We start from the raw sequence: 14,262 nt of genomic DNA on the forward strand, positions 1-14,262 counted from the left end.
GTTATGGCGCGCGACTTCGAGCGGCAGGTGGCGGAGTTGCAGATCAGGGCGGCGATCCTGAACCGATTTACGGCACTTGGAACGCCGCAAACTCAACGTGTGGGATGACTCTGTCCAGCAGAAGGAAAAACTCGACCTCAGGCTGATTTGTGCAACAGAGCCGGTATTGTCGGAAACTTTTGTGCAGCTCGCGAGTTGTGTAAGTCGAGCGGCTTCTTCGCTCGACTTCGACCAACAAAGGAGTGCAACAATGAGACTTACTGCAATGAGACTTAGTGCATTTGGCTTGGCAACTTCAGCAGCAATGCTGCTGACTTCCGTACAAGCATTTGCCGCGACGATCGTCTTTGATGACTTCAACGATAACCAGCTTACGGTGGATCAACCCTATCCTGGTTCTACCAATTCAAACTCGATTGCGTTCGGGGCTGGCACCCGGACTTTGACTGCTGAAAATACGACGAATGGCGGCAATCCCACTGCCGGCACGACTCTGGAAGCAGTCGGAGGATCACTGTCCTTTTCCAATAATGATAAGGCTACGGGCAGTGGTACAGTAACCTATACCAATGTGGGAGACATCTCGAGCGGAGCGAACCCGTTCTTCTTCTTCGACGTAGGTGTTTTCGATAATGTCGCCAATTTCTTGGCGACCGCCGTGGACACGTTTGGGAATGTCAGCATGTACGAAGAGGTGCTGTCAGCTGGCTTCGACCCGACTTTGTTCTTTTCACAGTTCGACGGCATGGCGGATTTCAACAATCTTTCAACTCTATCCTTCATGATCGACACTACCAATGTTCCGCGCTTTGGCCCGGTCCCAAGGGTGGACGGCTCTCTGAATTCTATCAGCATCAGCGCTGTGCCACTGCCAGCGGGTGGGCTTTTGCTGCTTGCGGGCCTCGGTGGTTTAGCAGCGTTGCGTCGTAGAGCGCGCGTCTGACCAAGTCGACGGAGTTACGTCGATTTGTGACATCAATGAAAGTGGGCGCCGTTTGGCGCCCACTTTTCATTTCATTTTTCTCGTTCGGCAGCACTCACCGTTCGTGCCCGCTGCATTTTATGCAGGTTATTGCATTGCAGCTTTGACCAACTTCATTCCCGTTTGCGATTGTTGATCTGCCACGCAAGCCGTAAACTTGGCGATTTCAAGGTCACTCAGCTCACTTCCATACCATTGGGCCGGGGCCGGCTCAAAGCCATGGATCTCAGCAAGCGCGGCGATATAGTCGGCGTCAGCCAAGGGCAACTGCGATCCTATGCTATAATCGCGCATTTCACCGGCGAGCGATAGCAGCAAAGTCTCGCCCAAACAACCCCAGCAGAGGTTGCCCGGCAAGGTCTGGAATGGCCCTAAGTCGATGTCGAAAGGCGGCTTGATCAGACCTCCATCAAACACCAGCACCTCGCCGAAACTGTTTGTGGCCTGCGCCACATTGCGCGGCCGTGCGACATCGCAAACCAGAGTGCCAGGTTTCAGCCTATCAGGATTGATAAGTGCCACATCAGAACTGGTCGCGATAAGCACAATGTCGGCGTCTTCCAAGGCATCGTCGAGCGGGACGTTCCAGTTTAACGGGCACTTTTCACCGTACCCGCGCCATACCATGCGAACGCGCTCGGCTAAACCTTTGCAACTGGCGTCGTGGGCATTACGCGGCCGAATTGCTGTAGAAACACCCATACGCAGTGCACCCGGAGGAATTATCACATCCCCCCGGCCGGACGTCAGCATTTCGCAAATCTCGTCAGCCACCCGCGAAAGCAGGCGGGGTGAAAACGGATTGGCAGCATTGCCCACCAGCGTTAGCCGTCCGGCCCGGCGCGCCAGCATTAAAGACGCCAAGCGGCCGATCGCGCCCGAGGCGCCGACCACGACAACATGCGCATCGCGAATATTGATGCCGCTTTTACGCGCCATCGATTCGATCCCTTTTACCGCCGAAACGGTGGTCAGCGTGTTGCCGCTGGTAATTGGCACGCCACGGTCGGTCACCATTTCGCCGCCACGGGTGACGATCGAGGTGAAAGCGCCAAGGCCAACGCGGCTTGCGCCGTCGCCGCCTGCCATGTCGACGGCCTCGCGGATCATTTGCGCCGCGACTTTCCGACCACCGCCCCGCATATCTGTGGGCAGCATGGGCACCGACATGATCCAACCCTCGGCGGTCGCGCCGGTATTCGATCTGACCACAGGAACGCGCCGCGCAAATCCCGGACCGAACTGCTTGACCCACTCGGACCAGTTCGCAAGTTCAGCATCGCTGAACTGACGGAACGACGGATCGGAACGGAAGATGTCCTCTTCCTCGGTATAATGGATCAGAAAGGCGAAATGACCCGGCACCGCCGGTGCGCTTTGTGCCGCGACGGCCTGTGAGGGCTGCTGTGGAGGCGCATTTCCTCGTGCAGCAAGTGGTTTTGCCACAAGATGTTTGACCAAGCGGTAATAATCATTCGATACGAGCACTTCGCAGAGATCCTGCAATGCCGCGACGGCGCAATCAATCTCCGCACGACCGACGATCAGCGGCGGCTGCAGCCGGATCACATGGGTGTCATTGAACAACGGCGCCGTGAGGACTTGGTGTTTGTTAAGCAGATACGAACTGATCAGAGGCGTTACACCGCCGTTGATGCTGGCGAAAGCCATAAGCGCGGAATCCGGCCGGTTATCATATCTCTGAAATTCAAGGCCGAGCATGTAGCCCCGACCACGGACCTCACGAATGACCGACGGATAGGCGGCTTGAAGCGCTTCAAGCCGTGCGCGCAAGTAGGTGCCGGTCTTGGCAACACGGTGGATCAGCGCTTGGTCGTCATGGAGCAGCAGATCAAGCGTCGCTAGCGCGGCTCTGCAGGACAGCCCATTGCCGGCAAAGGTCGAACTGTGCAGGCGTCCGAAGCGGTCGTCCCATGCCGACGGCCGCACCACGCAGGCGCCAATCGGCATCATGCCGCCGCCAAGGGCCTTAGATAGCAGCAACATATCCGGAACCTCATTGCCATCTGAACAGGCGAATAACGCACCTGTTCGTCCGAGCCCCGTTTGGATTTCATCCAGAATCGACAGAACGTCGTATTCGCGGCAAAGCGCGATTACGCCATCTATGTAGCCTTCAGGGGGGCAAACAACGCCGCCCTCGCCTTGAATAGGCTCGACAATAAATGCAGCAATTTTCCCGTTTCCGGCAACAAACGCGGCGCGCAGTGCCTCAAGGTCGCCATAAGGTATGGACCGAAAGCCTTCAACCGGCGCACCGAACCCATCTTGATAAATGGCCTTGCCTGTGGCAGAGAGCGCGCCGAGCGTCTTGCCGTGAAAACCGTTGACAGTGGACAGGATTTCGCTTCGACCGGTGCGCATACGTGCAAGTTTGATCGCAGCTTCGACAGTTTCGGCACCGCTGTTGGTGAACGTCGTGATCAACAGATCACCCGGAGTGATCTCGGCAAGCCGCGCGGCCAAGCGCTCGGCGTCGGGCGAGCGCAGAGGCTGGAGCATCACGGGGACGTCGTTGCGCTGCGCCACATTGAGAGCCTCCCAAATCTCTGGCGGGTTGTGGCCGAACGGAAGCGCGCCGTATTGGGATAGGAAGTCGAGGTATTCCCGGCCATCCGCATCCCAAAGAGAAAATCCCGAACCGCGAGTCATCTCGACATCAAGCGCAAACATCTCCAGCAGTTCTCTGCGTGCCGGATTAAGTGAATAGATCGAATTGGTCATATGTTACCGGTCCTCTGGTCCAGGCCCCGCCAATACCGGCCGTGCCTTCAGGTGCTGTTCAGAAACAGGATCACGTTATTTTTACAGTGAGGTCTGGGTATTTTGGGAACCACCCGACATCTGGTACGTTTTAAAGAAATTTCATCGACTCTCTCTGGAAGAAACTTCCATCCAAGGCAACCAGCGAGACACCACTGATGTTTTTCCCGGCAAGTTCCTGCCCGTAGGACGAAGAAAACAGAAAAATGTGGCAAGAATGCGCTCACGACGCAATCGACGCGACACTATAAGCACAGGTATTGCCGCTCGTGTTGTAGCGATAATATATCTCGCTGACTTCGAAGCCCAGACAATCCATGGCGATGCTGTCCCACGTCGCATCTCGGCATTTCGGCGGTAACCTACGGTAAATGTACGCATTTGCCCTCCAAGCCATCGATAGCCAATCTACCAATGGAACGGCCCACCCCCTCCCCAGCGTCAAGTAGTGAAATTGCCCCGAGCATCCGGAGCCTTAAAGCTTCCATTCGATACGGTCGCAGCTTGCGCGGTCCTGGTGGTTTTGTTTATTCATGTCTGTGGGTACTTGCAGACGTGGCACCCGACTGCGGCCACAACACTGCCGTTTTTCCCGCTTAAGCTGGGAGCACGAAGGGAGATCAGCATGCGCCATTTTGGATCAACGACATTGATAGGCTCCAGTGGTGCGAGCAAGACCCACATTTCCGTCGTTATCCCCCACTTGAATCAGCCTGAAATGCTGGGCCGCTGCCTGGCCTCTTTGGCTCACGGGCAGCACCAAGCAGATGAGATCATCGTGGTGGATAACGGATCAGCCACACTGCCCATAGCAATCTGCACCGCCTATCCTGGCGTGCAGTTATTGCAAGAACTGACCCCCGGGCCTGGCCCCGCGCGCAACAAAGGTGTTATTGCCTCGAGCGGGGACATCCTCGCCTTCATCGACGCGGATTGCATCGCCGCACCGGATTGGCTGGCTGCGGCCAAAACCGCCATGTCAGACCCTGCCACCACGATCCTTGGAGGCGACGTGCGCATCGCCTATGCCGATCCTGATCATCTCACCATGTTGGAGGCCTATGAAAGCATCTATGCCTACCGCATGGACCGCTACATCGCCCGTGAAGGCTTTACCGGCACCGGCAATCTGGTGGTGCGCCGCACGGTGTTAACAGACGTTGGTGCTTTCGCCGGCATCGACGTTGCCGAAGATCGTGATTGGGGTCGCCGTGCGACGTCCAAGGGATACCGCATCCGCTATGTGGCAGGAATGAAGGTCTATCACCCGGCAAGAACCAGTTTCAGCGATCTGTTCCGCAAATGGGATCGGCAGACCGCGCATGACTATGCCGAGGCGCGAAAATCTCTGCCGGGGCAATTGAAGTGGGTGGCCAAGACACTGGTCATGGGGGCCTCACCCCTTACGGACATTCCGCGCATTCTGCTGTCAGATCGTATCATAGGGCCACGCGACAGAGTTCTGGCCTTCCTGTCCCTGCTGCGCATCCGCTGCTATCGCGCAGGGATCATGGCATGGATTCTTGTCGGTAAGGACCCCGAGAAGATGTCCGGAAAATGGAACCGCCCTCCCGCGCAGTGACGCCATCACCGCAGGCTGATCATCAGCTTTTTCAATGCATCCTCATAGGCGGCCAACTTGGCGGTTCCGCGCTGCAACGCCATGGTCGCCTCTGTCGCCAGTGTGGAACGGTCATCAAATGCCTTAGTGACCTTGCTCAGGATAGCCGCGGCGGTCTCTGCGGTGCAATCAACTGTACGATCATAGCCGATAGAGCCGAAAAGTCCCACGAATTTGCGCGAATACGCCATGGGAACAACTGGCACCCCGGTGGAAAAGGCGGCAACACAGGCATGCATCCGCGCACCCAAAAAGAAGTCCATACTTGCGATGTAGCTTTTCGCCTCAGACGGAGTTTTAAAGGACGGTGCAAGAACAGTGCCAGGAAATTCTGCCGCCAGCATCATACTGGCGCGCATGTCGTCTTCGCCAACCATTGCCCCGGTTGCCACAATCACATGCGGCACAAGATGCACCTCACAGCCACGACCTTGAAAAAACCGGATAATATCACGGACCAAGACCGGGTAGTCTGATTTCAATGCAAATTCGTTATGCCCGGTGTAGCCGCCTCCCATCAAAAGCCCAGACACGTTCAGCCCCACGCGAACAGGCCCGCCTGCGCGTGGTGATGGCTGATCGAATTGCAGGCGCAGCGCCACGTCCGAAGCCTCGATGATGGGCCGCGTCACACCCATCTCGCGTGCAGCCGCCGTAGACAGGGTGTCGCGGGTTGCCACTACCGCACAGAGCCGCATTGAGAGCCGGGCCAGAAAACGCGACACAGGCTTGGTGAAAGGACCAATGGTTTGGGGCGCCATCACCAACGGCGTGCCCGCCAGATGGGTCAGGTATTTCAGGATGAACATGCGCCGCAGCCGACGCCCCCCATAGATATCGGCAAAGCTGTCGCCACCGCCGATGTCAATTACCATATCAGACCGAAGCGCCTGCGCAAAATAGCCGAAGGGGTTCAGCATGGTTTTGCCGTCCAGATCGACGATGCGAATGTCTGACCCTCTTACATAGGGTGGACGAGGATCTTTCCAATCCATCACAGTGATCTTGATGGCACGGTTAATGGTGCGGGCTATATCACGCAGGATAGCCACGTCGGACACAGTCAACGCGCCCACCCCAAGGTTATCGGAACGAGTCGAGTGCATGATGAGGCAGATACGAAGGGGACGCTTAGATGTCATCTGGACGGCCTCAAGATGCGGCGCAGCATGCCAAGAAAATTCTTCAAGTTCTGCGATAGAGAGTTCTGCCGGGCCGCAGCCCATAGATGCAGTCCATCATAACGTGGGACAGGGCGCCGCAACAGCCGTAACGCCGCGAGTCGAGACAGAACAACACCACGACGCCATCGCTGTCCAGGCTGCATGGCGGCAAGCTGGGACACATCGAAAGCAGCTGTTTCTATATGACCATGGGCCTCAGTCGCTGCGATTAGTGCGGCTCCAAGGACTGTACGGGCAACGATCAAACTGCTTCCGGGAGCCTCTTCAAAAAGCGGATAGCCAGCATCATCGCTTTCCCAAGCGTCTGCGCAGACGATATCTGCGGCCATTCCACTGCCATCAGCACAAATCTTGCAGCGATGCTGGATATAATTTGTCAGTATCTTGCCCCAACTGTCATGGTAACTCATCGACCGCTCGGTTCCATCCTTGAGCAAGGCCACTGCCCTGCCTGGCCAACCATTGCCGCGAAAGCGGAACCGTTCCGTCTGATCCAGATCGGTGCCAAGTGCTGCCAAGACCGCCTTTCCCCCGGCATGCGATGGAACGCCTGCACAGAAAAAGGACAGGATCACCGGAAAGGCTGCGGCAACTTTTCGGTCACGCCCGCATAGGGCACGCAGGGCCGCCGCATCGCAAGGTTTTCCCACGAAGGCAAACCGCTTCCCCTCTGCAACCATCGCGGTCAGGTGCGCGAGGGGGGCAGAGGGTGCATAGCGTGACCCGGCTGCAAACAAGACGGCAGCCGGGTCGGCACTTACCACCGTGGCATTGCCAATCGCCAGATCTGGTGATGCCGTAGTCTGAATCACCGCATCGACATGATCTGCCGCAAGTAAATATTGTAGAATGGCCGACAGCACGCCACCCGAAGACCCCGCAAATCGCACTTCTGGGTCAGTGGCCCAACCTGTCTGCATCTCGACATAGGGGCCCCACAAGACAGAATCCGTCCGCCCTTCAGCGGTTACCCGCTCGCCCAATCCCGGGCAGATAGCCGCGATGGTCGCATCATCGTCGGGCGTCAGTGGTGCCACCTGCTGTGGGCGCAAGAAACCCGGCGCGGCGACAACCATCTTGATCTTAGCAGGAAATAACCCTGCACAAGCCCCGCATCCGGCACACAGATTGCCACGGGCAACGCGGTTAAGCGGTGGTTGGGCGCGCAAAACTTGTGACAAAAAACCTCTCCTAGTGGTGAGGCTGTATGTCGCCGCCGCCCTCATTTGTCAAATAATCCAAATGCGTATTTCGTCTTGACCCGTCAATCATAACCCTGAACAAGCACACATTAGGTGTTAGCCAGGAAATCAATCTTGATCCGTACCGCATTTCTGATCTTCTCTGGTAACGCCTTTGCATCGCTTTTGCTACTCGTACGCAATCTGATCATCGCCCGGCTAATCCCGGTTGCGGATTTCGGGGTGGCCGCCACCTTCGCAATCGCCATGTCCATCGTCGAGATGATGTCTACCTTTGGACTGCAACAGCAGATTGTGCAGGCAAAAGAGGGGGACGACCCTAAATTTCAGGCAGCGCTGCAGGGGTTTCAGGTGTTGCGCGGGTCAATCTCAAGCCTTGTAATGTTCGCAATTTCAATCCCGCTGGCCCAGTTTTTTGAAATTCCTGAAGCTACTTGGGCCTATCAAATAATGGCGGTGGTGCCCCTGCTGAATGCGTTGGGGCATTTCGATATCCATCGGCTGAACCGAACGATGGTCTTTGGCCCGATGATTGTGACCGGCATCTTACCAGCCCTTGTTTCGGTTCTGGCGGTTTGGCCATTAAGTCATTGGTTTGGCGACTGGCGAGTGATGCTTTATGCTGTTCTCATTCAAGCGCTGGTGACAACAATTACTTCCCATATCGTAGCGCAGCGTCCCTACCGGTTAGAAATGGATCGCAGACTGATGAGACAGTCTATTCGGTTTGGCTGGCCGCTTTTAGTCAATGGCATCCTGATGTTCATGGTCTTCAACGGTGACAGGTTGATCGTCGGGCGAACACTGGGGATGGAAACACTGGCCATCTTCGCCATGGGCGTCACCCTGACACTAACACCGACGCTGGTTTTGACAAAATCAGTGCAGAATTTCTTCCTGCCACTCCTGTCAAGGCTGGACTATGACGGGACACCCGACGCGGTCCAACGCTTTAATTTGTTGGCCATTGGGGCGATTGAGGCCAATCTGCTGAATGGAGTACTGCTGGTTTTTGTAACAGTCTTGGTGGGAGAGCCGTTTGTACACCTGTTACTGGGGGCCAAATACGGGGCCCTAGTGCCAATTCTCACACTGATGGCAGTGATGCAGGCATTGCGGGTTTTCAAAGGAGGAGGGTCGGTTGTAGCGCTGGCGCGACGTCAAACCAGCAATGCTATGGTAGCCAATTTGTTCCGCGTGGCCAGCCTGCCTGTAGCATGGTGGATGGTGTCTACCGGAGGTACTCTTGTGGGGCTCATCTGGGTGGGAATTGTAGGTGAGTTGTGCGGGTTCGTCATGTCACTTTTGATGCTGGGTGGTCGCGCAGAAGTAAAACTGATGCCATTGCGGGGCCAGTTGTCGTTGACAGCACTATTTTTGACTGTCGCAGCCGCTAACGGTGTTCTGCCATGGGGTGGTCTTTCTCAATTGAACATGTTGCTTCTGTTGGCGGCGATCTTGGCAGCACTTGTTGTCAGCATGAAGACTTTGCGTAAATCTTTCTTCGGCCGCGCCAAAATATAACAGTGTCGAACAGTCCTGCCACCGTGCCAAAAGCACGGCGTTTGGTATTAGGGTGACTGGCCTGATCGTATGGCATCGCGACCCATCGGCTGGACTCCCAATATGCATCCAGCTTCTACAACGTTGGCCTCGAAGTAGTTCGCCGTGAACAACACCCATCTCATTGATTTTACGCTGAAACGCTGCTGTTTTTCCCGCCATCGCCTGCAGGGTTTTGTATGATTTCATTCAGAACCCTGCAATTTTGGTTTTGCCCATGAAACATCGCCCGCGCCCTCCGGAACAGAATGACCTGCTGCGTCCTCGGCTGATCGACATGATCGACCCGCGGCATGAACTGGTGAAATTGGCGGAGCTGATCGACTGGGAGGTGTTTGAGCGCGAATGGGGCGGCTTCTTTCCGTCCGGAAAGGGGCGGCCAGCGACAGAGCCGCGCTTGGTGGCGGGGCTGCTTTATCTCCAGCACGCTTACTGGCTGTCGGATGAGGCGGTGGTCGCGCGTTGGGTCGAGAACCCGTATTATCAGCACCTCACCGGCGAAACCTTTTTCCAGCACCGTCTGCCGATTGACCCATCCCCGCTGACCCGTTGGCGTGGTCGCATTGGTGAGGAAGGCGTCGAATGGCTTCTGAGCCAGACCATTCGGGTCGGGCGGAAGTCCGGTGCCATCGACGAGGACAGCGTCAAGCGCGTGGCGGTGGACACGACCGTGATGGAGAAGAATATCGCGTATCCCACGGACGCCCGGATCTATGAGCTGGCGCGGGATCAACTGGTCGACCTGGCGCAGGAGGCCGGGGTGGAGTTGCTACAATCCTACGCGCGCCTTGCTCCCAGGGTCGCGCTGCAGGTTGGCCGCTACGCCCATGCCAAGCAGTTCAAGCGCATGCGCAAGGCATTGAAAAAGATTAAAGGCTACACCAACAGCCCAAGGGGGCGGACAAGATCTATGCCCTGCACGAGTCCGGGGTTGGATTGCATCTCCAAGGGCAAGGCGCGCGTCCGCTATGAATTCGGCTGCAAGGTCAGTGTCGCCACCACGCTGGACGAGGGCTTCGTGGTCGGCATGCGCAGCTTTCCGGGTAACCCCTACGACGGCCACACCCTGAAGGAGGCGCTGGAACAGGTGGCGATCCTGACCGACCAGCGTCCCGATCTGGCCGTCGTCGACCGCGGGTATCGCGGTCACGGCGAAGCAAAGACCCGCGTGCTGATCAGCGGCACAAGACGCGGTTTGACGCCAAAGTTGATCGCGGATCTCCGTCGCCGAAGTGCCATCGAAGCGGCAATCGGCCACATGAAAACCGACGGCCGCTTGTCGAGATGCCCGTTGAAAGGCACCGTCGGCGACGCTCTCTTTGCCGCACTCTGCGCCTGCGGCCACAACATCCGCAAGATCCTGGCCCACCTCAGGGCTTGGTTTGCCTGGATTGTCGCCGCCATTCTGAATGCAGACGACCACCCAGGACGCCAGGATCAGCATGTCACATCGGCCTGAATGAATTGTTCAAGGCCAACTACGTATGCGCTTTGCCGCAGACCGCATCGCCCATATCGAGGCAAGCCGCTGGTGGGAAAAGGATATTGTCGCGCTAATCGAAAACCCGCCATTTGACGATCTTTTCGCCTGACCCTAGGGCTCTGGGAAATCAGGCCTGATCAGGTAAGCCCAGCCATTGCCAAAGCGGCCTCGGTGGCATCAGCATCGCGGAAGCGTCCAAAATCGCCAACCTTGATGCCTTCACGTAGGATTCGAGCGGGATTGCCCGCCACAAGCGATTGGGGTGGCACTGATTTTGTGACGACCGATCCTGCCCCAACCACACAGTTGTCACCAATCTCCACCCCTGGAAGGATCAGGCTGCGTCCGCCGATAAAGCAGTTGGCGCCGACACGCGTGTGCAAATAAAGGCCGCGCGTCATGTCGTGGGTCAGAATTCGTGCTTCGAACGCCACATAGGTTTTTGGGCCAACATGTACGCCGATCGGGAAGGTATGATCAAATTTTGCCGACAAGGAAAATTGTGCGGTAGGATCTATGTCCATGCCCCAGACCCGGGTCAGCCAGAACCTGCGCGCAGTTACCAATAGTTTGCGCACCCCCTTAAGGCGATTGAGCCCGCGTCGTTTCGCCTTTGTGGGAGCAACTGGATGGTCAGGCACGATGGCTCCCTGAGATAGCGACATACACGAGGTGACTGTAGCTTGAGCCTTCTGCACCGGCAAGGCTAGCGGCGTTGTGGATGTATATGACAGGACGGGATTCTTTTGGACTACATCGGCATGCCCGCAGGCTATGCCGTATCGCTACCGCTGGGTCAGCATAGCCCTGCCGAGATATTCCGCATCACAATCGGCTTGCAACATTCAGCAATAGATAGACGATCATTTGCGGAGAAGGTTGGCTTTCTTCCGCAAAATGGGCTAATGCTAGGCCATTGTAGCGATGGAAAATGGACCTAAGACGACATTGGTAGTGACAGAACCCCGTGATCTGCGGCCAGCGCCTGGCTTTTCTGCGGATACTCACAAGATGACAGGAGTATTTCCCGCTCTGCAGCACACGCGCCTGCCGGTACCGGTGGTCATCTACCTGCTTTGTGTTGTGGTTCCAATTGGTTTCAATGTCGGTCCTCTTGCCATGACGACGCTACGGCTTTTCTTGTTGCTGATGGTGATCCCCTTGGCAATGCGTTTGGTTTCCGGCGGCCTCGGGCGTGTATTTGCCACGGACATTCTGTTTTTCTTGCATATACTCTGGGCAACCGTCGCCCTTGCCGTGAACAATCCTTCGCAGGTCGTGCAGCAAATGGGTTCGGTCGGTGTCGAATTCATAGGCGGCTATCTTCTGGCCCGCGCCTATATTCGAACGCCAGAATCTTTCATTTCCCTCGCCAAATGGCTGGTCATCATCGTTTGCATCACCACCCCCCTCGCAATCTACGAGGCGAAAACTGGAAGCCCGATCCTGATCGAACTTCTGAGGAAATTGCCCGGCCTGACCTCTGTTGGGATAGTGAGCATCGAAGGCCGCATGGGCCTGGAGAGGGTGCAAGCTGTCTTTGCCCATCCCATCCATTACGGGCTTTTTTGTTCGGTGGCCTTCTCGCTGGCCTTTGTAGCTATGAAGGATGTCACTAACACGGCTTGGCGATACATCAGCAGTACCATCATCGCTTTCAGCGGTCTGCTAGCGCTTTCAAGCGGTGCATTGCTGGCAATTATCCTGCAGGCATTTCTGATCTTATGGGCTGCAATATTCGCCAAATTTGATGGCCGATGGTGGCTACTGATCGGGCTTTTTGCCGTCGCGTATGTACTTGTCGACCTAGTTTCCAATCGAACGCCGATGAAGGTGTTCATGACTTACGCCACATTTTCGGCCCACAACGCCTATTGGCGTGCGATCATCTTCGACTGGGGGATGAAAAATGTTTGGGGCAGTCCATTTGTCGGAATTGGCATGAACGATTGGGTACGGCCCTCTTACATGACATCGGGCAGCATGGATAATTTCTGGCTTGTAATGGCAGTGCGCTACGGCATCCCAGGTTTTCTACTGCTTGCTACTGGCTACGCATTGGCCGTCTTTCGCATCCTGCGCCGCGATTTTAGCACCGATATCGTACTAGCTCAGATTCGGCGGGCGTGGATCTTCACCTTCCTCGGCCTGTCTTTCACGCTGAGCACTGTTCATATCTGGACGAACATCTATTCTTTCGTATTTTTTATGTTTGGTGCAGGCATGTGGCTTATAGCGGTTGAGCCGAACGACTCTTCCGCTTCCGCGAATCAGGCCGGAGTGGAATCCACTCAGGGCCGTCGGCGATCTCCCTACACCCGCTTTTCAAATGTTCGGCAAAGCCCGACCACCTCTACGAGAGATGCGGCATGACCCTCTCCTGTCTTGGTGTGGTTATAGTTACCTTCAACTCCGCCGATGTCATCCTCGACTGCATCGAAAGCCTGTTGGCGGCGCAAGATGTGGAGCTGACTATTGTCATCGTCGACAACGGCTCGACCGATGACACCGTGCCGTTATTGCGCAAGTGGGCGGCCGGTCTTGTCTTGGATCCTCTGTCGGCAGACATTCCCTTTGACCTGACCCCGACTCCAAAACCGATCCCTCTGTGGAACCCCGATCTCCCGCTGCCAATCGGCGTGGCAGATCATCACATCATTCTGATCGAAGCAGAGGTAAATGCTGGCTTTGCTGCGGGCGTGAACCGTGGTCTCGCCTATTTGGCAAAACAGGGCCAGCTTGATCGTTTCTGGATACTCAATCCGGATAGCGTCGTGCCACCACAAACCCCGGCGGCGTTTGCAACCGCTGCGACACCTGCATCCGGGTTTTCGCTGATGGGAAGCCGGGTGATCTATCTTACCACACCTGATATCATCCAGATCGATGGCGGGACTATCAATTTCTACACCGGCGTCACAAGCAACGTAAATCTTGGAGCGTCGCACCAGTCGACTCCTGCGGCCAATCCAGACAAATTTGATTTCATCACCGGTGCCAGCCTTGTTGCATCCCGTACCTTTTACGAAAAGGCCGGACCACTCTGTGAGGACTACTTTCTTTATTATGAGGAAGTCGACTGGGCGATGCGGCGCGGGAACCTGCCGTTAGCCTATTGCGCCGCGGCCATTGTCTACCACCGGGCAGGAACCGCGATTGGCTCGGCGACACTAAAACGCCCGGCGTCACCATTCTCGACCTATTTTAAGCACAGAAGCCGGATCATGTTCATTCGGAAGTTCAGCGCCCGCAGCCTTCCCATTGCACTCCTGTGGTCACTACTAAAATCATCCCAGCTTTTCCTGAAGGGCTACAGAGAAGAGGCCAAAGCCATGCTGACTGCCTCAATGAACTTGCCACCACCCCCTTCCGTGCAGTCAGATATCCTCGAGAACAAGGCTGCCATCTTCAAAGCGCAGCTACAAAACCACCAGCAGGGCTAG

At 56.2% G+C, this 14,262-nt stretch carries 9 protein-coding genes and 2 pseudogenes; 7 read left to right on the forward strand and 4 right to left on the reverse strand.

Annotation, left to right across the window (positions count from 1 at the left end; genetic code table 11):
• Together ACP7AP_RS21040 and ACP7AP_RS21045 are read left to right on the forward strand one after the other, a co-directional pair.
• Nucleotides 1-108, forward strand: a pseudogene (locus tag ACP7AP_RS21040) (IS5/IS1182 family transposase); the annotation flags it as partial.
• A gap of 142 nt (nucleotides 109-250) precedes the next feature.
• Nucleotides 251-943 carry a VPLPA-CTERM sorting domain-containing protein gene (locus ACP7AP_RS21045; protein ID WP_426037380.1) on the forward strand — a complete coding sequence of 231 codons (693 nt, stop codon included), beginning with the start codon at nucleotides 251-253 and terminating at the stop codon, nucleotides 941-943.
• A gap of 126 nt (nucleotides 944-1,069) precedes the next feature.
• On the opposite strand, the gene ACP7AP_RS21050 is transcribed toward ACP7AP_RS21045, so the two are convergent.
• Nucleotides 1,070-3,727, reverse strand: coding sequence for an aminotransferase class III-fold pyridoxal phosphate-dependent enzyme (locus ACP7AP_RS21050; RefSeq protein ID WP_426037382.1), 2,658 nt, complete (start codon nucleotides 3,725-3,727; stop codon nucleotides 1,070-1,072).
• Nucleotides 3,728-4,391: 664 nt separating this feature from the next.
• Between ACP7AP_RS21050 and ACP7AP_RS21055 the strand changes: the two genes are divergently transcribed.
• The gene (locus ACP7AP_RS21055; protein ID WP_426037384.1) at nucleotides 4,392-5,348 is read left to right on the forward strand and encodes a glycosyltransferase family 2 protein; all 957 of its coding nucleotides are present in this window, start codon (nucleotides 4,392-4,394) and stop codon (nucleotides 5,346-5,348) included.
• Between the two features lie 5 nt (nucleotides 5,349-5,353).
• Here the strand turns inward: ACP7AP_RS21055 and ACP7AP_RS21060 are convergent, their stop codons facing one another.
• Together ACP7AP_RS21060 and ACP7AP_RS21065 are read right to left on the reverse strand one after the other, a co-directional pair.
• On the reverse strand, nucleotides 5,354-6,448 hold the full coding sequence (locus tag ACP7AP_RS21060; RefSeq protein WP_426037386.1) for a polysaccharide pyruvyl transferase family protein: 1,095 nt from the start codon (nucleotides 6,446-6,448) through the stop codon (nucleotides 5,354-5,356).
• Between the two features lie 77 nt (nucleotides 6,449-6,525).
• A complete protein-coding gene (locus ACP7AP_RS21065; RefSeq protein WP_426037388.1) occupies nucleotides 6,526-7,647 on the reverse strand; it encodes a Coenzyme F420 hydrogenase/dehydrogenase, beta subunit C-terminal domain in 1,122 nt (373 codons plus the stop codon).
• A gap of 240 nt (nucleotides 7,648-7,887) precedes the next feature.
• Here ACP7AP_RS21065 and ACP7AP_RS21070 point away from each other — a divergent pair, with 240 nt between their 5' ends.
• Both ACP7AP_RS21070 and ACP7AP_RS21075 read left to right on the forward strand, forming a co-directional pair.
• A complete protein-coding gene (locus ACP7AP_RS21070) occupies nucleotides 7,888-9,297 on the forward strand; it encodes an oligosaccharide flippase family protein (protein WP_426037390.1) in 1,410 nt (469 codons plus the stop codon).
• Nucleotides 9,298-9,553: 256 nt separating this feature from the next.
• Nucleotides 9,554-10,795, forward strand: a pseudogene (locus ACP7AP_RS21075) (IS5 family transposase).
• A 161-nt stretch (nucleotides 10,796-10,956) separates the two neighbouring features.
• Here the strand turns inward: ACP7AP_RS21075 and ACP7AP_RS21080 are convergent.
• The gene (locus tag ACP7AP_RS21080) at nucleotides 10,957-11,343 is read right to left on the reverse strand and encodes an acyltransferase (protein ID WP_426037392.1); all 387 of its coding nucleotides are present in this window, start codon (nucleotides 11,341-11,343) and stop codon (nucleotides 10,957-10,959) included.
• Between the two features lie 487 nt (nucleotides 11,344-11,830).
• Between ACP7AP_RS21080 and ACP7AP_RS21085 the strand changes: the two genes are divergently transcribed.
• Both ACP7AP_RS21085 and ACP7AP_RS21090 read left to right on the forward strand, forming a co-directional pair.
• A complete protein-coding gene (locus ACP7AP_RS21085; protein ID WP_426037394.1) occupies nucleotides 11,831-13,192 on the forward strand; it encodes an O-antigen ligase family protein in 1,362 nt (453 codons plus the stop codon).
• Nucleotides 13,189-14,262 (forward strand): glycosyltransferase family 2 protein, encoded by a 1,074-nt coding sequence (locus tag ACP7AP_RS21090; protein WP_426037396.1) that lies wholly within the window; start codon nucleotides 13,189-13,191, stop codon nucleotides 14,260-14,262. Before ACP7AP_RS21085 ends, ACP7AP_RS21090 begins: the two co-directional genes overlap by 4 nt.

It is taken from the genome of Cypionkella sp. TWP1-2-1b2, from assembly GCF_049896245.1.
Taxonomy (GTDB): Bacteria; Pseudomonadota; Alphaproteobacteria; order Rhodobacterales; family Rhodobacteraceae; genus Cypionkella.

Bases quoted from the DNA above. Each gene is read 5' to 3' on its own strand.
- ACP7AP_RS21045 (WP_426037380.1), top strand. From the start codon at position 251: ATGAGACTTACTGCAATGAGACTTAGTGCATTTGGCTTGGCAACTTCA.
- ACP7AP_RS21050 (WP_426037382.1), bottom strand. From the start codon at position 3,727: ATGACCAATTCGATCTATTCACTTAATCCGGCACGCAGAGAACTGCTG.
- ACP7AP_RS21055 (WP_426037384.1), top strand. From the start codon at position 4,392: ATGCGCCATTTTGGATCAACGACATTGATAGGCTCCAGTGGTGCGAGC.
- ACP7AP_RS21065 (WP_426037388.1), bottom strand. From the start codon at position 7,647: ATGGTTGTCGCCGCGCCGGGTTTCTTGCGCCCACAGCAGGTGGCACCA.
- ACP7AP_RS21080 (WP_426037392.1), bottom strand. From the start codon at position 11,343: ATGGACATAGATCCTACCGCACAATTTTCCTTGTCGGCAAAATTTGAT.
- ACP7AP_RS21085 (WP_426037394.1), top strand. From the start codon at position 11,831: ATGACAGGAGTATTTCCCGCTCTGCAGCACACGCGCCTGCCGGTACCG.
- ACP7AP_RS21090 (WP_426037396.1), top strand. From the start codon at position 13,189: ATGACCCTCTCCTGTCTTGGTGTGGTTATAGTTACCTTCAACTCCGCC.